The organism is Paenibacillus sp. FSL H7-0716 (assembly GCF_038002705.1).
In the GTDB taxonomy this organism is placed as follows: domain Bacteria; phylum Bacillota; class Bacilli; order Paenibacillales; family Paenibacillaceae; genus Paenibacillus_AQ; species Paenibacillus_AQ odorifer.
This window is the reverse complement of sequence record NZ_JBBODA010000014.1, coordinates 95,662-114,084: the sequence shown is the minus strand read 5'-3', so window position 1 is coordinate 114,084 and position 18,423 is coordinate 95,662. Positions and strand designations below refer to the sequence as shown.

The 18,423-nt window shown below is 44.2% G+C and carries 17 protein-coding genes; 2 read left to right on the top strand and 15 right to left on the bottom strand.

Annotation, left to right across the window (positions count from 1 at the left end; all coding sequences use genetic code 11):
* Nucleotides 1–2: 2 nt before the first annotated feature.
* The 9 genes from MHH60_RS18540 to gpr all read right to left on the bottom strand — a co-directional run bounded on the left by MHH60_RS18540 (nucleotide 3) and on the right by gpr (nucleotide 10,904).
* Nucleotides 3–830 carry a carbohydrate ABC transporter permease gene (locus tag MHH60_RS18540; RefSeq protein WP_076105906.1) on the bottom strand — a complete coding sequence of 276 codons (828 nt, stop codon included), beginning with the start codon at nucleotides 828–830 and terminating at the stop codon, nucleotides 3–5.
* A 63-nt stretch (nucleotides 831–893) separates the two neighbouring features.
* Nucleotides 894–1,778, bottom strand: a complete 885-nt coding sequence (locus MHH60_RS18535) for a carbohydrate ABC transporter permease (protein WP_232061438.1) — start codon at nucleotides 1,776–1,778, stop codon at nucleotides 894–896.
* Between the two features lie 91 nt (nucleotides 1,779–1,869).
* Nucleotides 1,870–3,174, bottom strand: coding sequence for an ABC transporter substrate-binding protein (locus MHH60_RS18530; protein ID WP_076137371.1), 1,305 nt, complete (start codon nucleotides 3,172–3,174; stop codon nucleotides 1,870–1,872).
* 95 nt (nucleotides 3,175–3,269) lie between these two features.
* A complete protein-coding gene (locus MHH60_RS18525) occupies nucleotides 3,270–4,037 on the bottom strand; it encodes a response regulator transcription factor (protein WP_076137373.1) in 768 nt (255 codons plus the stop codon).
* A complete protein-coding gene (locus tag MHH60_RS18520; protein WP_232061439.1) occupies nucleotides 4,022–5,827 on the bottom strand; it encodes a sensor histidine kinase in 1,806 nt (601 codons plus the stop codon). Before MHH60_RS18520 ends, MHH60_RS18525 begins: the two co-directional genes overlap by 16 nt.
* A 105-nt stretch (nucleotides 5,828–5,932) precedes the next feature.
* Nucleotides 5,933–7,747 (bottom strand): translation elongation factor 4, encoded by a 1,815-nt coding sequence (gene lepA, locus MHH60_RS18515; protein WP_036677511.1) that lies wholly within the window; start codon nucleotides 7,745–7,747, stop codon nucleotides 5,933–5,935.
* 140 nt (nucleotides 7,748–7,887) lie between these two features.
* A complete protein-coding gene (locus MHH60_RS18510; RefSeq protein ID WP_076137377.1) occupies nucleotides 7,888–8,373 on the bottom strand; it encodes a hypothetical protein in 486 nt (161 codons plus the stop codon).
* A gap of 35 nt (nucleotides 8,374–8,408) precedes the next feature.
* The gene (locus tag MHH60_RS18505) at nucleotides 8,409–9,746 is read right to left on the bottom strand and encodes a stage II sporulation protein P (protein ID WP_076137378.1); all 1,338 of its coding nucleotides are present in this window, start codon (nucleotides 9,744–9,746) and stop codon (nucleotides 8,409–8,411) included.
* A gap of 156 nt (nucleotides 9,747–9,902) precedes the next feature.
* Nucleotides 9,903–10,904: a GPR endopeptidase gene (gpr, locus tag MHH60_RS18500; protein ID WP_036677518.1), complete on the bottom strand. Its 1,002-nt coding sequence runs from the start codon at nucleotides 10,902–10,904 to the stop codon at nucleotides 9,903–9,905.
* Between the two features lie 304 nt (nucleotides 10,905–11,208).
* On the opposite strand from gpr, the gene rpsT reads away from it, so the two are divergent.
* Complete coding sequence (rpsT, locus tag MHH60_RS18495; protein ID WP_036677521.1) at nucleotides 11,209–11,481, top strand: 30S ribosomal protein S20; 273 nt, start codon at nucleotides 11,209–11,211, stop codon at nucleotides 11,479–11,481.
* 158 nt (nucleotides 11,482–11,639) lie between these two features.
* On the opposite strand, the gene MHH60_RS18490 is transcribed toward rpsT, so the two are convergent.
* The 6 genes from MHH60_RS18490 to MHH60_RS18465 all read right to left on the bottom strand — a co-directional run bounded on the left by MHH60_RS18490 (nucleotide 11,640) and on the right by MHH60_RS18465 (nucleotide 16,624).
* A complete protein-coding gene (locus MHH60_RS18490) occupies nucleotides 11,640–12,128 on the bottom strand; it encodes a hypothetical protein (protein ID WP_076137380.1) in 489 nt (162 codons plus the stop codon).
* Nucleotides 12,129–12,164: 36 nt separating this feature from the next.
* The gene (holA, locus tag MHH60_RS18485) at nucleotides 12,165–13,184 is read right to left on the bottom strand and encodes a DNA polymerase III subunit delta (protein WP_036677525.1); all 1,020 of its coding nucleotides are present in this window, start codon (nucleotides 13,182–13,184) and stop codon (nucleotides 12,165–12,167) included.
* A 276-nt stretch (nucleotides 13,185–13,460) separates the two neighbouring features.
* Entirely contained in the window at nucleotides 13,461–14,723 is a 1,263-nt protein-coding gene (locus MHH60_RS18480) for an anti-sigma factor family protein (RefSeq protein ID WP_076137382.1), read from the bottom strand.
* Nucleotides 14,720–15,268: an RNA polymerase sigma factor gene (locus MHH60_RS18475; RefSeq protein WP_036677530.1), complete on the bottom strand. Its 549-nt coding sequence runs from the start codon at nucleotides 15,266–15,268 to the stop codon at nucleotides 14,720–14,722. The genes MHH60_RS18480 and MHH60_RS18475 overlap by 4 nt, the downstream gene beginning before the upstream one ends.
* 240 nt (nucleotides 15,269–15,508) lie before the next feature.
* Nucleotides 15,509–15,745: a hypothetical protein gene (locus MHH60_RS18470; RefSeq protein WP_038572950.1), complete on the bottom strand. Its 237-nt coding sequence runs from the start codon at nucleotides 15,743–15,745 to the stop codon at nucleotides 15,509–15,511.
* A 237-nt stretch (nucleotides 15,746–15,982) separates the two neighbouring features.
* Nucleotides 15,983–16,624, bottom strand: a complete 642-nt coding sequence (locus tag MHH60_RS18465; protein WP_038572952.1) for a bifunctional 2-keto-4-hydroxyglutarate aldolase/2-keto-3-deoxy-6-phosphogluconate aldolase — start codon at nucleotides 16,622–16,624, stop codon at nucleotides 15,983–15,985.
* A 346-nt stretch (nucleotides 16,625–16,970) separates the two neighbouring features.
* Here MHH60_RS18465 and MHH60_RS18460 point away from each other — a divergent pair, with 346 nt between their 5' ends.
* The gene (locus MHH60_RS18460; protein ID WP_076137384.1) at nucleotides 16,971–17,921 is read left to right on the top strand and encodes a sugar kinase; all 951 of its coding nucleotides are present in this window, start codon (nucleotides 16,971–16,973) and stop codon (nucleotides 17,919–17,921) included.
* The last annotated feature ends 502 nt before the right edge of the window (nucleotides 17,922–18,423 follow it).

Sequence of the window (18,423 nt, the reverse complement as noted above, 5' to 3'; positions counted from 1 at the left end):
AGTTAGCCTTTCACAGCCGAGCTAGAAATCCCTTGAATAATATATTTCTGACCTATGAAGAAGATAACAATCATTGGAATGATCGCAGCCGACGAAGCGGCCATCATCCCGTTGTAATCCACATTGTTCTCAAGAATAAAATTCTGCAATCCAAGCGGAATGGTATATAGCTTAGGGCTCTGCAAAAATACAAGCGCATTCTCATAATCATTCCATTGCCAGGAGAAATCAAGAATAGCAAATGTAGCGATTGCCGGCTTCGCTAATGGCAGAATTAAGCGGAAAAATATTTTGTAATGCCCGGCTCCATCCAGAAAAGCAGATTCCGTAATTTCCTTAGGAATACCCATGAAGAACTGCCGAAGCATAAATACACCGAAGATCGAGAACATGGCTGGAAGGATTAGGGCCAAGTGCGTATTGTAAATCCCAACCCAGTTAAACATGATAAACTTAGGAACAAAAAGCACCTGCGGTGGAATCATCATCATGGATAGATATATGACGAATAGGCCATCACGCCCTTTAAACGAAGTACGTGAAAATCCGTAAGCGGCAAGGGCAGATAGAAACACAGCTCCCGCAGTTCCAATAATCGATATCTTAAGTGAATTTAAATAATACGGAACAAAATCATAACTTCCTGTCCATACCCGAATATGATTGCTCCAGTTGAGAGATGAAGGCAGCCATTCGTTAAACACCTCGGCAGGTGTCTGAAAAGATGTGCTGAGCATCCATAGAAAAGGCACAATCATAAATAGTCCTAGAACAAACATGATGATCGTCACTGGCAGCTTCACCTTCATGTTTCCTGCTTTTTCATTCATACCGCCTGCTCCTTTAATTTATGGTTTCGGGGCCTCCCGCAAAGCTCCACTTTGTAGGGTTATTTAGTAATGAACCCAGCGCTTTTGGCCGATCCACTGAATGACTGTAATGACGAGAATGACGGCGAACAAGAACCATGAAATGACTGAAGCGTATCCCATATCGTAATAACTGAATGCTGTTTTATAAACGAATAGTGATAAGACCGTCGTACTTCCGCTAGGTCCTCCAGCCGTAATGGCTTGAATAATCGAGAACGATTTCATCGTCATAATTAATCCGGTAATCATTAATAAAAAAGTTGTTGGACTAACAAGAGGCCATACAATTTTCCATGTTGTTTTGAATGTGCTTGCACCATCGATCCGGGCAGCTTCCAGCTGTTCTGTCGAAATTTCCTGTAGTGCTGCTAAATATATGATCATATTGTAGCCAAGCATCAGCCAAATCTGTACGATATCAATGGCATACATTGCGGTTTCCGTATCTGCAAACCATCCTGGCGGCGATGTTATGCCAATCCAGCGAAGCAGTTCATTGATGGGTCCCTGTGAAGGCTGAAATAGCAGCATCCAGACAAATGCAACGGCTACTCCACTAGAGATATACGGTAAGAAAAACATTCCACGTAATACGCCTTTAAGATACACACTGCGGTTTAGAAATAGCGCCACAATAAAAGCGAGCACCATCGATACTGGAACCGATATCAGGAATATCACCGTATATTTGATCGAGGCATAGAAATTATCGTCATGGAACAACCGTTTGAGATTATCCAGCCCGGTAAATTGCCAATTCGGATTTGAAAATTGATAGTTCGTAAACATCAGGACAAAGGAAAAGATTGCAGGAATCACAAAGAATAAGAGAATACCAATCATATTCGGGAGAATAAAAGTCATGCCGATCCAGCCTTGTCTGTCCATCCAGCTTCTCCGCTTCACGGTATCGCCGCCTTTCGTATGCTGAAAAATGGGTACACGAAAGAGAAGAACGAAGAGATCTTCCTCCTTCTCTTTTGTGCCAGCTATTTCTTTATTTCATTAACTCTTGCGAACGGGTTTGCATATTTTTCATCGTGGTATCAATATCTTGCTTATTTAAGAAGTATTTTTCATACTCTTCTTTACGGGCATCAATGGCTTGTTGAGGTACATTTAGCTGGAAGGATGGGAATTTGCCGAATACAATATTATTCATTGAATCTGTATCATATTTGTCTTCTACACCATTCAAGAGAAGGCTCATCGCTTCCTTACTGTCCACACTCTTAGAGGCTGGAATACGACCCCCGCTTGCCATTGGCAGCATACCGCCATCCGCATACCATTTTGCGAACTCCCAAGCTGCATCCAGGTTCTTGGACTTTGCATTAAGAGCAAGCATGTCACCCACACCGCCCGAATATTTATAATCCTTTTGATCTTTATTCACTTTTGGAATTGCAGCGAACGCGGTTTTGAAATCATGCGGATAGTCCTTCAAGTTGTTCGCATTTCTAAAAATAAACTCACCGGCTGCCAGCATTGCCGCTTTGCCTTGCAGGAACATGGTATCCACCGGCATTTTACTGGTCAGCTGCTCCCCATATTCCGGTGTGGATTTGTCTACGAACATCATGTTATGCAATATTTCCAGGTGCTGTTTCCAGAGATCATTCCCAAAGTTTGAGGTACCATCCGCCTGTTTCACACCCATTCCAGCCAGCGTACCGTCCATCGTTGTTGGGAAGGAGGAATCTGCCTGCAATAATCCGTACACACCCGGCTTTGTTAGCTTCTTCGCATACTCCTCAAGATCTGACCAAGTCCAGTCCACCGCAGGAATCGGTAATCCTGCTGCATCCAGCATATCTTTGTTCAACCATACAAACGCCATGTTTTTCTTTGTAGGAATCCCATAGTACTTATCATTGATTTTCCACATTGCTGCGTCCTCGCCGATCTGGCTGTCGATATCATAATCTGTTTTCGTGCTTAGATCCAAGGCAACGCCTGCATCCATACGTTTCTGTAAGTGAGCAAGATCGTAGTTCATGAAAAGGTCTATGTTTTGATTGGTCATCAAGGCAGTGTCTAGCTTTAAGTTGCCTGCATCGTCATTTACATTACGGATATACTCGACCTGAATGTCTGGATGATCTTTATTCCAGTTATCAATTACAGCTTGAGGCCCGGCTTCGGCAGGAACTGCCCCCCACATCGTGAGCTTTATTTTCTCCTTTGCTGTTTCTCCATTTGCACTGCCCTGCGCCTCATTACTTCCACCACTCCCACAACCAGCCAGCATCGTACCTGCTAATAAGACAGAAAGCACTGCAGGATACCACTTTTTCTTCATAGATAGCTTCCCCCTTGGAAGGATTATGTGTTGTGCTCTACATCTATAACTTTATCATCAGAGCGGATTCTGGGGGATGAACTACATTTGGGAACTTATAGAACGTTTTTTGGTTCTTTACGGAATTCATTTGGCGTGACACCACACCACTTTTTGAAAATTTTTATAAAATAATTATCGTTCTCAAAGCCTACTTGCTGCCCAATCTCGCTAATTGTTAGCTTCGTTTCTGCAAGCAGCATTTTCCCAGCCTGAATCCGACGCTCTTGAATATAATTGGTCAACGTTTTCCCTGTCTTTTTCTTGAATAAGTCACTTATATAGCTGGCATCCATCCGGATCAACTCTGACATGGATTTGAGCGAGATGTCCTCAGCATAATGTTCTTCAATATAAGCTATAATTTTGTTCATCTCCACATGATCTGTCGGTCCCGTTTGTTGCTTCTCAGGAAACCATTTATCGGCCTTCTTCATCTTCACCATACGCTCCAGCTCGGTCTGAACCTTACCCATGGTCTGCTTCAAACCTTGGAGATCTAAAGATAACTTCAAAATGTAGTCCGAAGCCCCAAATACGAGCGCCTGCCGGGCGTATTCAAATTCACTCAATGCGGTCAACATTACAAACCGGCATTCGAAGCCTTCCTCTCGCGCAATTTGAAGAAGCTTCACCCCATCCATCACCGGCATATTGATATCCGTCACTACCACATCAGGCTGAAGCTCACGAATCATTTGCAAGCCTACTTCTCCATTCTCCGCCTCACCTATAATTTCAAACGGAATTCCTGCCTTTAAGAATAGCTTCCGTATACTTTTAACTGCAGGTTGTTCATCATCCACAATTAACGTTCTCCACATGTGAGCTTACCTCCATCGTAAGGTTTTGAAATAAGGAATGGAAAATGGATGGTCACTTCAGTTCCTGTATCCGAAGATACGATGTCCATACCTGTCCGTTGATTCTTAAACAACAGCTCTAAGCTCTCCCTAATATTCTGAACACCGATTCCTTTACGTTTCCGTGTAGCCTTATTCAGCTGTGCTCTTTCTATCCCCATGCCGTTATCTCTAACCTGCAGGTACAGCTGTTGCTCAGTCACTTTAGCGGAAATATCAATTCTCCCTTGTTTTACAGACTGACCGAAGCCGTGAATCAAGCTATTTTCAATTAAGGGCTGCAGACAGAATTTAGGGATTAATGCGAATTGCAGCTCCTCGTTGATATCATATTGAATTTCAATCCCATGTCCAAAACGTTGCCGCTGTATCTCCATGTAAGATTCTATTAGTACGATTTCATCCTTTAACAGGATCAAATCCACTTCAGTATTTAAGGTAGTCTCCAATATTTTTCCTAGTGCAACACAAATTTCATAAATTTCATCATCATCTTTATCTAAGGCAATGCTCTTTATCGTATTCAATGTATTTAGTAGAAAATGCGGGTTCATCTGCGAAAGTAATACCTGAAATCGAACGAATTGCTTCTGTTTTTCTTCAAGCTGAAGTCGCTGCAACAATTCATTTAAATCATGGATCATTATATTGAAACTCTGAGTCAGGGCAAGAATCTCTCCCCGTCCCTGCTCGGGTAATTTCATTTTGAGATTCGTCTTAGCGGTCATTTCCATCTTCTTCTGTAGCTTCTTAAGCGGTACTGTAATCGTCGATGATATGAAATAAGTTAATAGAACAAATAGCAGCAGAATGATTCCAAATCCACCAAAAAACCGTCGTTTCTGCTTGTCTACTTCAAGAAAAAGCTGTGCTAGCTGCACCTTTTTAACAACATAGCCATTTAACTCCTCGATGTAGCTGTATGTGTATAAGCTTTCCTCCTTCGGGTTGACAATGGATGCAGCACGCCCCGTCTGCCGCTGGTTGGCACTCTTCACGATACTCTGTGCAATATCAGAGGAAAAAGCCTCATCCTTAAGGGGATTAAGCATCACTCCCCCCAAGGCATCGAGTAGAAATAAAGCCCCTTCCTGTTTACTCCCTAACGTTGATCTAGTAAACCACTCCTCATAATCGATACTTAATCTTGCATAGGCATAAATATTCAAATCATTATCACGCATAACCTCATAGAGACTAAGCATTTTCTTACTTGTTGTACTTTCCCGGACCACATTATTCTTGTCATTCGGATTCCATATATATCGATTCGTTCCTTCTCGCTTCAATGCTTGAACCCAATCCTCCGATTGGATTTCGTCGTAGCTCAAGGTTTCCTTTGGCATAAAGGAAGTGTATGCGTTTCCATGAAGGTCGATTAAAGTATAATACACCGTCGCTCCACTCATGAAGAATGTATTTTCAATCGCTCCAAACTTGTTTTCAACGAGTTTTTTTCTCGTGATTTCATCAGATTGCTCGGGATTCTTCATGATCGATAAAATCGTCGTATCTTGTTCGAGTAATGACCCTGTTTTCATCACGAGACTCATGAGATCAACAAAACCATTCTTAATACCAATAAGCTGCTCTATGTTCTTCGTTTCCGCATTATCCTGCAGCATTCGTTCTGTCTCTTTAAAGTTATATAGAACGAGTATGGCAATGGGTGTTAGTACCAACAGCAAGAAAGCTAACAAAATCCGATTTTTAAAGGTACTTGGTGTAAGTTTCAAATATAATCTCTTCACGAGGACTCTCCTCACTTTGTATGTGCTTACAATCCTTCCCCCTATTGTAATCTGCTCCTGCTCAAAAAAATAGAGCCGGGATATTCTCCCGGCTCTACCTATTTTTTACTCGTCGATCTTCAGTACGGCCATAAACGCTTCTTGTGGTACTTCTACACTACCCACTTGCTTCATGCGTTTCTTACCTTCTTTTTGCTTCTCCAGCAGCTTCCGTTTACGGGAAATATCACCGCCGTAACATTTAGCAAGTACGTTTTTGCGCATCGCCTTAACGGTTTCACGCGCAACTACCTTCGTACCCACAGAGGCTTGAATCGGCACTTCGAACATTTGACGCGGGATAATCCCCCGCAGCTTCTCACAAATGATACGTCCGCGGTTGTAGGCACGATCGCGGTGAACGATAAAGGACAAGGCATCGACCTGCTCATTGTTAAGCAAGATATCCATCTTGACCAGATTCGAACGACGGTATCCGCAAATTTCATAGTCGTAAGAAGCATATCCTTTCGTACCGGATTTCAACTGATCAAAGAAATCATAAACGATCTCTGACAGCGGAATCTCGTACGTAATCGTTACACGATTAGTATCTAGATATTCCATATTTACGAACTCGCCGCGTTTGTTCTGGCACAGCTCCATTACAGTACCCACGAAGTCGTTAGGCACAATGATCGCTGCTTTAACATACGGCTCTTCAATGTAGTCAATCGTACCGATCTCCGGATAATGTGACGGGTTGTCGATTTGGATCATTTCACCATTGGTCAGCATAATTCGGTAAATAACACTCGGTGCTGTTGTGATTAGCGGCAAATTGAACTCGCGCTCAATCCGCTCTTGAATGATCTCCATATGCAAGAGTCCAAGGAAACCGCAACGGAAACCAAATCCAAGCGCGCTTGAACTTTCCGGCTCAAAGCTTAACGAAGCATCATTTAGCTGGAGCTTCTCCAGTGCCTCACGAAGATCGTTATAGTCGGAGGTCTCAATCGGATACAACCCGCAATATACCATCGGGTTGATCTTACGGTAACCCGGAAGCGGCTCAGCAGTAGGATTCTTAGCGTCAGTGACAGTATCACCGACACGGGTATCTCCAACATGCTTGATCCCAGCTACGATAAAGCCAACATCACCGATGTTCAATTCATCGACAATGGTCATACGCGGCATAAATGCGCCAACTTCAATGACCTCGAAGGTCTTCTCAGTTGCCATCATCTTAATTTTCGAACCCGCACGGATCTTCCCGTCCATTACGCGCACATAGACGATAACGCCTTTGTAAGGATCGTAGTGAGAGTCAAAGATCAATGCTTTAAGCGGCTCTTCTGAATTACCGGATGGCGCAGGAACCTGCTTCACCACCTGCTCCAGAATTTCCTTGATTCCGATACCGGCTTTGGCAGATGCCATAACCGCTTCACTGGTATCCAGCCCGATAACATCCTCGATCTCCTGCTTTACCCGGTCAGGGTCAGCGTTTGGCAAATCAATTTTGTTGAGCACAGGTAGGATTTCCAGATTATTATCCAGTGCTAAATACACATTGGCCAGCGTCTGTGCTTCAATTCCTTGAGCCGCATCCACGACCAGCAGTGCGCCTTCACATGCTGCAAGACTGCGGGAAACTTCATAGGTGAAATCGACGTGCCCCGGTGTATCAATCAAGTTGAGATAATACTCTACACCATCGTCTGCACGATAGGTTAAACGCACGGCTTGCAGCTTTATTGTGATACCACGTTCGCGCTCCAGATCCATCTGATCGAGTACCTGTTCCTGCATTTCACGTGTGGTTAGTGCCCCCGTGTATTCCAAAATGCGGTCAGCTAGTGTCGATTTACCATGGTCTATATGTGCAATAATCGAGAAATTGCGAATTTGTTGTTGTCTTTTCTGAACGTCAGTCATTCCTTACCCCCACAGACAGCCTGATATTAATCCACTTATTATAACAGTACAAGCTTACTCCATCAATCCCGCGCTGGCCCAAAACAAAAGAAACAGCTATACACGATCCCGTGAAATAACCGTTTCTTCTAAATTTGCTGTTAATTTTCTGCCGAAGCGAACAATGAAACTACCCAGCGGATTCCCTTCTGGGAAGCCTGCTGCAAGAGACCTGCCGTCTTATCTGCCAGAACATCGACCGTAGGCTTTTGCTCCTCAGGAATTAGAATTTGCTCCGGAGATTTCGTACTATAATCATCCACAACTTGCTGAGGAGGATCTGCGGCTGGCGTTGTATTGCTATTTTGAGGCAAAGGAGAGACGGCCGTATAAGCACCTGTGACAGGATCGATCACCATTGGCACATATACATAAGTCTGCCCACCCTGTGTCACACCATTCTTTTGCAATTGTGGCTGTGGCTGCATGCCTGTTACTTGACTGGTCGGTGTAGTCGGGTTGGCATTCCAGCCGGGCAGAATCTTAGAGACTGTTGACCCCCCACTTCCGCCGAACTGCATCCCTAAGAGGATGCCAATCCCTGCCCAAATCCCGACCATAACCAGTTTTTTTCCGAAACGCGACATGTACACCACTCCTTTTTAATCCTTGGTAATTTATTTTAAGAAGCTCCGTTTGATTTCTTTGGTGTTGTAGTGGGATTCGCCACTTTTTCAGGTGCGTTCACCTTCTCAGCGTCATGACTGCTCCAGTAAACATCAGCGATAGCATCCGCCAAAATATCAGCCGTCCGCTTTAATTCCTCAGCCGAATTATCAATTCCGCCCACTTCAATCAAAACACTATTAGGAGAGAGGGTCTGATTGTACTCCCCGTTATTTCCTTTACCCGCAGCTTTTCCCCATATCCCACGAGATATTCCCGGGTAATTCTTTTCAAGCTGTTGATGAATCTTATTGGCAAACTCTTCGTTCTTCTTCCAGTCTTTATTTGCATGTCCAATGATAAAATAGACCTGTGCATAGCTTTTCCCGTCAATAACAGCTGTTGTTTTGCTATGACGCTGCGAATCACGGTGAATGTCGATAAAACTATCCATTTCCTCATTTGCGCTGAGTGCTGATTTAACCAAGATGCGGGAATATTTATAGGAAAAGTTCCAGTTATAATCGGCTATTTTGGTTGGAAAATCTTCTTTGGCATGAACCGTACCAATCCCAAGCTGTTCCAGTCTTTTCGTAATATATGATCCTACCAGCATTACATTTTTAGTTGAAACTCCGGAGCTGGGATTTTCATTTGCTGCCCCTAGCAGAGGGTTGTAGGCCTCTCTAGGATGTGAATGATAGATTAGAATCCGTTTGATCGAGGTATCCTTAGTGCTGTCTGTACCGCTTTGCGGATCACTCTTATCCGTCCCTTCCTCCGCTGATGGATCAGGGGATGGTGCAACCGTCGCTTCAGGCTGCTGTGTTGTAGTATCTCCATGCTTGTCCCCTTCGTCCGGAACAGAAGTTTCCGCATCACCACTACCCTCAGCCAGCTCATCAGTCCCAGGATGATAATCCACTGGCGCTCCTGTAGATCCACCGGAACCTTTTCGCAAAAGAAATGGATCATCCGCCGCCATCCCCGGCACTTCACGAGAGACTAGACTCTTAGGGTCACCTGGATTGACGCTGGTCAGCAACTGAAATACGAAAGAAGTTACCTTTTCACCTGAAAAAGCGGAAGGCTCTTTACCCTGCGGTAAATGCGGCACCTCCATTCCCAGCAGTTCCATGAAAAAACCACTAGACAGAGAGGCAGCAAGCCCCTTCATTGAAGGAATGGGTGAAGAGTTAAGCTTCTGTCCGGCCAATCCACCGGCTCCAAGCAGCATAAAAAATACTAGCGAACCTCCGGCCAACAGCAGCATCGTTCTCCCCAGCGATAAAACATCCAGCATTTTTCCCCTTAAACGGCCGATGTTCCAAAGCTGAAACCATTTTTTATTCATTGTAGTTATGTCCTCCTCCAGCCCTCTGTAATCTCTTATACTCCAAATCTATGAGTGCAAGAGCAATACTAGAACCGAAAATGAGAGAATAGACATAAAGCCCGTACAGGATACCTTAATTCAGCATCCCGCCGGGCTAAACAAACCATAATTCAATTAGTGGGTATACGCACCAACATTCTCAGGATCAACCGCATCATGTAAAGCCGCATTCAGACCACTGGCCACAATATTCGCGATCCCTTCAATAAATTCATCGATTTCCTTGGGAGTGACAATCAAATCGTGCCCCAGGGGTTCAAGCACTTCCTTCACTAATGACAAGCGTTCCTGCTCAGAGATATCATCCAGCATCCCCATGATTTCCTTCGTATGGTTTGCTCCTTGCCCGAAGTGATTTTTCATCATCTCCAGCACATTATTCACAATAGTTGAGGCATAGCAGACAGTGGGCACTCCGATTGCGATACAAGGAACACCCAGAATTTCTTGGGTTAATCCACGTCGCTTGTTGCCAATCCCCGAACCGGGATGGATCCCAATGTCGGCGATTTGAATCGTCGTATTGATACGCTCCAGTGACCGGGATGCCAACGCATCTATGGCGATAATAAGCTCAGGTTTCGTGCGATCCACGATTCCCTGCACGACCTCACTCGACTCAATTCCAGTCAGCCCAAGCACTCCAGGAGCAATAGCGCTCACCTTACGATAACCAGGGGAGATCTGATCCGGAACCAGCTCATAGAACTGCCGTGTAATGAGTGAGTTCTCCACCACTAAAGGACCCAGTGAGTCCGGTGTAACATTCCAGTTACCAAGACCAACAATCAACACAGATGCATCCTTGCCAATCCCAATTCTGATCAAAAAGTCCTCAAATTCGCGGGCAAAAACTTCTGCCACCTTTTGCTGCAAGCCTGTATCTCCGCCACGCAGAGCGGGTACCTCAAGGGTTACATAGTTGCCAATTGCGCGTCCTATTGCCTGTGATCCGGCAGCATTAGCTACACCAAGACGGGTCACTTTAATCCCATCAGACTCTTCCACTTCTTCGTTCACACCAGGGATCGGCGTTCTTTGTGGGCCTTGAGCCATTTCCTTTGCCTCTAATGCCAAATCGGTGCGCACAGAATATAGCTGCAGATCCGGTTCCATTGTGTACCAGCCTCCTAAAAGTTTTGTAAGCATACACTTCCATGAATTACTTCGAACAAAACTCACTTCGAAAGCGGCTGCTTAGTTTTGTAAGCATACACTTCCATGAGTTCATCCTCATTTGGCAAGCTTCTGCCTATGCTCTTTTGTCGATAGTGTGCGAGAGAAAGCCAATGTTTATGCAGGATACGGAGGTTTAATTTGAAAGCTTTAAGTATTGCTTTTTGCTACCGGTCATGCTAAACTATTTTAAGTTGTGAATCATTTGATAATGATTTCGAATGTCTTACAGGAGGTGAATGCAATGCCAAATATTAAATCCGCGGTTAAACGCGTAAACACGAACGAAAAACGCCGTGCACTGAATGCTTCCCAAAAATCCGCGCTTCGTACAGCTGTGAAAACTGCTGATGTAGCTCTGACTGGTACGGAAGTAGAAACTGCTCAAGCTGCTTTCCTAGCTGCTTCCAAAAAGCTGGACAAGGCCGTAAGTAAAGGTCTGGTTCATAAAAATGCGGCTGCCCGCAAAAAATCCCGCTTGGCGAAGAAATTGAACGCTCTTACGGCTCAAGCCTAAGACGACATTCATAATGAGCAATTGAAGAACCTGACCGCTATGCTTCATACGGTTAGGTTTTTTTGTGTCTATTAATTAATATAAGTAGTATTAGTTACTATTAAGAGATGTTTTGTTAAATGAAAGAAGACCCCCTCAGAGAGGCGGTCTTCTTTCATTTATTTATTCTCTTTTTTCATTTCATAATAGTTACCATCCCATAAAAAAATCATCGTTTGATCGTCTTTAACAATAAAACTGCTGCCGGGATTCGTCCAATTATTTATAGATACCGTCTTAACCGATTCCGTTTCGATGCCAAGGTCACTTAATTCATTTCTGTAATCGTTAAAAAAGTCATCCTTTGTTATGTTCTCTTCCTTATATTCAGGGCTCATAATTTCATCTTTATCAAAAGAGGCCTTTTCTATCGAATAAGTTACCCGCATGCCAATAAGCTTTTCATCCTCCGCTGCCGAGACAGGTGTAGAACCTACTATACTTTGTACACTCCATTCCCCAAAATAAGAAGGTGCATCTGCAGAGGTATTCGTATTCACAGACGACTCAGAAGCTGAACCTGACGGGGAATTGGTATCCGTTTTGCCACAAGAAGTAATTAATAGAACGAGTAAAAGCAGTGCCGAATAGTGAAATATTCTTTTCATAGTCAGATCATCTCCAATACTTTTCCCCTTCTTAGCTCAGACACCTAAACGCAGCATGAACAGCTCCAGCCCTAGCACTTTGTCTATAGCCCCTGTTTTCATTTTATAATCAAGATCCGCCAATGCACTTAAGATTTGCCGCAATCGTTCACTGGAGAACTTATGGGCCTGCTCCCCAGCAAGCTTAACCGCATAAGGATGCAATCCGATCTGTGACGCAATCTGCCCCTGCGAATAACTATGTGCTGATAAATCCTTAACCTGCAAAATAATGCGGAACTGCCGCGCAACCAGCGCTGCGATCTTGATCGGTTCCTCACGCTGCTTCAGCAGCTCATACAAGGTATCAAGCGCCTTATCAAGACGCAGATTAGCGATATCCTCAACAAGCGTAAACACATTTTGTTCTGTTCCACGGTGTACCAGACTCTCTACGGCCCCCGCGTCCACAGTGCCGCCCTTACCAGCGAATAAACAAAGCTTGTCCATCTCTGCAGATAAACCTTGCAAGCCTGTACCTGCATTCGTTATAAGAATTTCTGCCGTGCCAGGTGCCATTACACAACCCCGCTCACGAATTCCTTTTTCCACCCAGCGCAGCAGCTCTTCTGCTCCCAGCGGATTAAAGGCTAACACTGTGCCCACTGATTTGACAGTCTTCACAATTTTTTTACGCTCATCCAGCTTATCATTATTCACCATAAAGACGATTACACTGAAGTCTACAGGATGCTGCAAATAGTCACTTAAAAGATCTATACGATGCTCCAGTTTGGCATTTTCTTTGCCCGCTGTAAATAACGAGGCATCCCGCACCAGCAATAATTTACGTTCTACCATAAATGGCACAGTCTCCGCTTCTTCTACCACAGCCTGCACCGGCGTCTCAGAGAGATCAAAGGGAATAACTGCGAAATCACGATCTTCTTTAGCAATTAGCTGTTCTTCCAGCAGTGCCGTGAATTCATTCATTCGAAATTTCTCACTACCATATAAAACATACAACGGTGAGATCTTCCCTTGTTTGATTTCTTTTATCGCCGTTTTGGCATCCATCCCGCCACTTCCTTTTCCATTCATCTAGCCCATTTTGTCCAGAGTTCTATTGTAGCAAAAAAAACTACAAAAATGCATGCAAAAACGGAGAAACTCTGGCAGCCATGGCCAAAGCCTCTCCGTTTAAGCGGCGCATCTATATAAACGACGGAGTGCGAAGCTCTAGAAACTCCGCATCCGGCGGTCATACCGATGTTCTGCAAAACCTATACTTTCTAGTTCCTGTCCTGTTGATATAGTATATTCAGAAACTTCGAAAAAAGTTCCAACCCCACTTTAATTTGTTGAAGATGAGGTTGGAGTATTCGTCGGTGTCGCTCCAGGAGATGCAGCCGGACTTGAAGAAGCAGTAGCTGCTTCCTGTACAGTGTACACCTTGGTTACATTCACACCATCTTTTTCAGTCACGTACGTAAACTTCGAGCTGTCCGCGGACCATTCACCAGAAATCCAATTTCCTTCTAACGGATAAGAGTTTACGGCTAACCGTTCTTCTGCTGAGCCCTCTGGCGACTTCTTATAAATCACAAGCTGCAGCCCAACAAATTCTATAGCATACTGACCATCAGGAGAAGTCCAGGTCTGCACATTAGGATCTTCAGAACTGCTTAAGCTCATAACTTCCCGTCCATAGTCATAAGGAATCTTTAAAGAATCCTCCATCAGCGGAGCAGAATCGGCTGCGCTGTCTGAATTCATATCAGCAGTTTGCTCCTTATTATCCACCTTTAGCTGATTGCTACTGGCGTTGCTAGAATCTGAATTATGAGATTTCGTGGCGACATCCTGCCTTGGCGGAGCAATCTTCTCTGTCGGCTTAGGATCTGCGCTTTGAGGCGGTTCAGTGATCGACCGCCCTCCAGCTCCAGCTCCCGCATCAGCTGCATCCGCCGGTGCACTTGGCATCGAGGCAGGGTCCACTGGTCCCGTCGCTCTATCTAAAGCGGCGTTATCTTCGTTCATCTCCGGTGCATCCGTCTTAAACTGCGCAGCGCCCTCGTTCTCTCCACCAGCGGCAGGTGAAGCTCCATCAGAGTTAGCAGTAATAGAAGCTTGTGATTCCATTGCTGTATCCTTAGTATCATCGCTGGCTGTTTTAGCGCTATCCTGCATCCTTTGTTCCACTTCTGCCCCAGGCATTTTATCGGGCATATTAAATATTGCGATCCCTAATAGAACGGCAGCTGCAATAGCTCCAATGCCTGTCCGTGTTGCTATAGAGGTTCCCTTGGAAGGTTTACCGCGGGAGCTTTCACGTGAAAATGGGACGACAACCGGCTCCTCAGATCTCACAGCACTTTGTTCACGACTGCTTCGATCCAATTCTGCAAGCTGAGGTAAAATAGAGTCAACCAGACTAAACGGGGGTTTCACGTCTGGCAACTGCTCCAATTCATTGGAGAGAAGTGTCAGGCGCTCAAAGACTTCCGCGCAGGAAGGACAATTATCGATATGACGGAACATTTCAATAATCTCATCTTGACTCAAATCTTTGTCTAAATAGCGGTGCATCCATTCCATCACCTCCGCGCATTTCATCCCGATACACCACCTTTCTGGTACTCCTGAAGTCTGTTCTGCAGTTGCTGTCTAGCCCGAAATAAGTATGATTTCACTGTATTCAAGGGCAAATCCAGACAATCTGCAATCTCGTTGTAAGAAAAATCCTGTAAATAGCGCAGGACGATGACTGTCCGATGATGCTCGGGCAATTGATCAATTGCTTCACGTATATCCTCAGCTAAATAAGAGGATAGAACCTCACGTTCCACATTGTGTTTATCCTGAAACACCATTTCATGTTCATCAATAGAAACTGTAGGTTTAGTTCTTCTGAATTTATCAATGCAAATGTTAGTGACGATTCGCTGAACCCACGTTTTGAACTGGGCCTTCTCCTCATATGAGCCGATTTTTGTATAAACCCGGATCAAGGCTTCCTGAGATGCATCTAACGCATCTTGTTCATTATGCAAAATGTAGAAGGCCGTTTTATATACATGTCCTTCAATTTCTCGCAATAGGGTGATTAGAGCGTCGCGATCGCCCGCTTGAGCGGCTCTGATGAGTCCCTGCTCCACCACGAAGGTTCCCCCTCTCTATGCAATCTTACTGACGCGCAAGACTGCGAATTTGTTGCAACCGTGTAATTAATATTTTTAGCCAATAATTCCTACTAAGCATACAGGGGAAACAACAATCATTCAAATACTCTTTTTCACTATCTTAGTAACAAAAATGACATCAAAAGAAACGGCCTATCCCCTTGTCGGAAATGAAGCCGTCTGTCTTAAATATTACCCTCCGGAATCGAGCAAGAAACTCTATTTATAAAGCGCAATTTTGCAGAGCATGAAGACCGCGTAGTTTTCCCTAGTCTCATCATCCACCACATAGGCTTCTCCATTCTCAAATAATTGAGGGTTATTGTAATTGCGCTCTAATCTGTAGATCTGCCCTTCCGTCACCTTACAACCATGGAATGCCGACTCAATTTCAACGTACTCAGCATCATCTTCATCCGCTGCTTGATACAGCTTTTTGTCATTATAAGCAGGCATATACTCACTCCCGGCTGGATAATAGATCCTGACGTTCAGTCCATGTATCACTACTCTTCTATTATATAGTTTATTATCTTTATCCCGATTCTATACTTTCTAAAAAGCATAGAATAAAAGGAATATGGACAGCTCAAAGAAAATCAACACAAAAAGGCTGCATGGCCAACGTCTGTCAGCCACACAGCCTATAAATAAAAAGCAAATCAGGATTTCAATCTCCGTTCAAACTATACACTAAATCCCTTTTATCTCTTTAAACTTCGCCACATATTGGGCAGCAAGATCAGTAATCTGATCGTATCGGCCATTCTTCGCCGGTGCAGTCAAATTCCCACCAATGCCCACAGCCATGCATCCGTTTGCAATCCACTTCTCCATATTGTTCAAATCCACGCCACCGGTTGGCATAATATTCACATGTGGCATAGGACCTTTAACTGCTTTTACATAATCCGGCCCGAAAGCACTGCCAGGGAATAGCTTCAGCACATCCACGCCGTACTTCAGCGCTTCCTTCATTTCATTTAATGTCATGCAACCAGGCATATAGGGAATGCCGTAAAGATTACACATCTTAGCTGTCTCCACTTCAAAAGAAGGACTAACCACAAACTCCGAGCCTGCAAGAATGGCTATTCTAGCTGTCAATGGGTCCAAGACAGTTCCGGCGCCGATCACCGCACGACTTCCGTACTCTGCAACCAATCTCTTAATCGCCACGTCCGCGTCTGGTGTAGTAAAAGTTACCTCAATATTATTTAGACCGCCTTCTATACAAGCAACGGACATCTTAAAAGCTTCCTCAGCACTATCTGCTCGAATAACCGCTACAACCCCGACGGATGCCACATTCTGCAATACTTTCATTTTCTTCATCAGTAGACTCCCTTTCTCTTGGTACGATCATAGATAAACAGGAAATACTTTTTTAGATAAACTTTTTTATTAAATTTACTAATTATTGCGTTTTGTTCTATAAGGAAATAGTAATAACAATACGATTAACAGTCAATACATTTTTATTACATCAGGTGAAAACAAGTAATAAAATCTAATACAAACCTTTATACAACAAGGGTTTATGGAGATATTATTTTCTTTTCACAAAAAAAGTTTTTTGGTTAACAATCATTCTTTTATTGTACAAAACCGATTTATGTGATAATTTCAAATTACAAATCATTATACTGGGATAAAATCATTACCCTAGGAGGAACTAAAAATGAGTAAACAGCTGGATGCCGTCACTTTCGGGGAGCCGATGGCGATGTTTTATGCGAATGAGGCCGGTCCTCTGCATGAAGTATTTTCGTTCTCCAAAGCATTAGCAGGTGCAGAAAGCAACGTGGCTACAGGCTTGTCGCGTTTGAATCATCCTACAGGTTATGTTACGAAGCTTGGCGAAGATAACTTTGGCGCATTCATTGCTCAGGCGATGAAAAATGAGAACATTAATACGGACAATATTACTTTTACTAAAGAGCATTCAACAGGTATGCTTATCAAATCGAAAGTGGTTACCGGCGATCCAAAGGTCGAATACTTCCGCAAAAACTCCGCGGCCTCCACGCTTAGTTTGGAGGATTTTGACGAGGCCTACTTCAATTTCGCAGGACATTTGCATGTTACAAGTATCTCCGCCGCTTTGTCCAAGAGCTGTCATGAATTTTCTATTCACGCTATGGAATTTATGAAGAGTAAAGGAAAGACGATCTCTCTGGATCCTAATCTGCGTCCTAGCTTATGGCCGGATACAGAAACAATGGTGAGTACCATCAATGATCTGGCTACACGCTGCGACTGGTTCCTGCCGGGACTCGGTGAAGGTAAAATCCTTACCGGACTGAGCACACCCGAAGAGATTGCAGACTATTACCTGGAGCGTGGCGTAAGCTTAGTCGTCATCAAGCTTGGCCCTGAAGGCGCTTACTATAAATCCTCTGCTGGGGAAGGTTACGTGGACGGATTCAAGGTCGAGCGGGTTGTTGATACGGTGGGTGCAGGTGATGGATTTGCGGTTGGCGTAATCAGTGCGATGCTGGAAAAGCTTCCGATTGCTGAGGCCGTCAAACGCGGCAATGCGATCGGTGCGTTAGCCGTCATGTCGCCAGGCGATATGGACGGACTTCCCACCCGTGAGGAACTTGCGAAGTTTATGCAACAAGAAGTCTAATAATCGCAAAAGAGCAGCGATTCTCCGTTATTGGAGGAGCGCTGCTCTTTTTGGGTCGCTGATTGGCTGCTATTGCTATGCTATGATGCTATGGCTTTGGCTTTGCTATGGCTATGCTATGATGCTATGGCTTTGGCTTTGCTATGGCTATGCTATCGCTATTGCTATTGCTATTGCTATTGCTATGCTTCAGCAGTGTAATCACGTCCCTTGAGGCTTTCGGACCCAGAAGACGCTATTTGCAATTTTTTTACCTTTGCGGCGTAGTTTCGGACTCCAGTGACGCTATTCCTTATGAAAAAGGGCATTTAGCATGTTTTCCATGCCGATAACTGCGATGGGGTCCGATAGTACTCCAAATATGGGATTATACTGCATATAAGGTCAGCTGAGTCCGATAGTGACTTCGTACGCGAGAATATTACCCAATCAAACCCAAGTTTAGTATTTAGATAAAGTTAGGTCCAATAAAAGGGGGAGTACCCGACAAGCTAAGAAATAG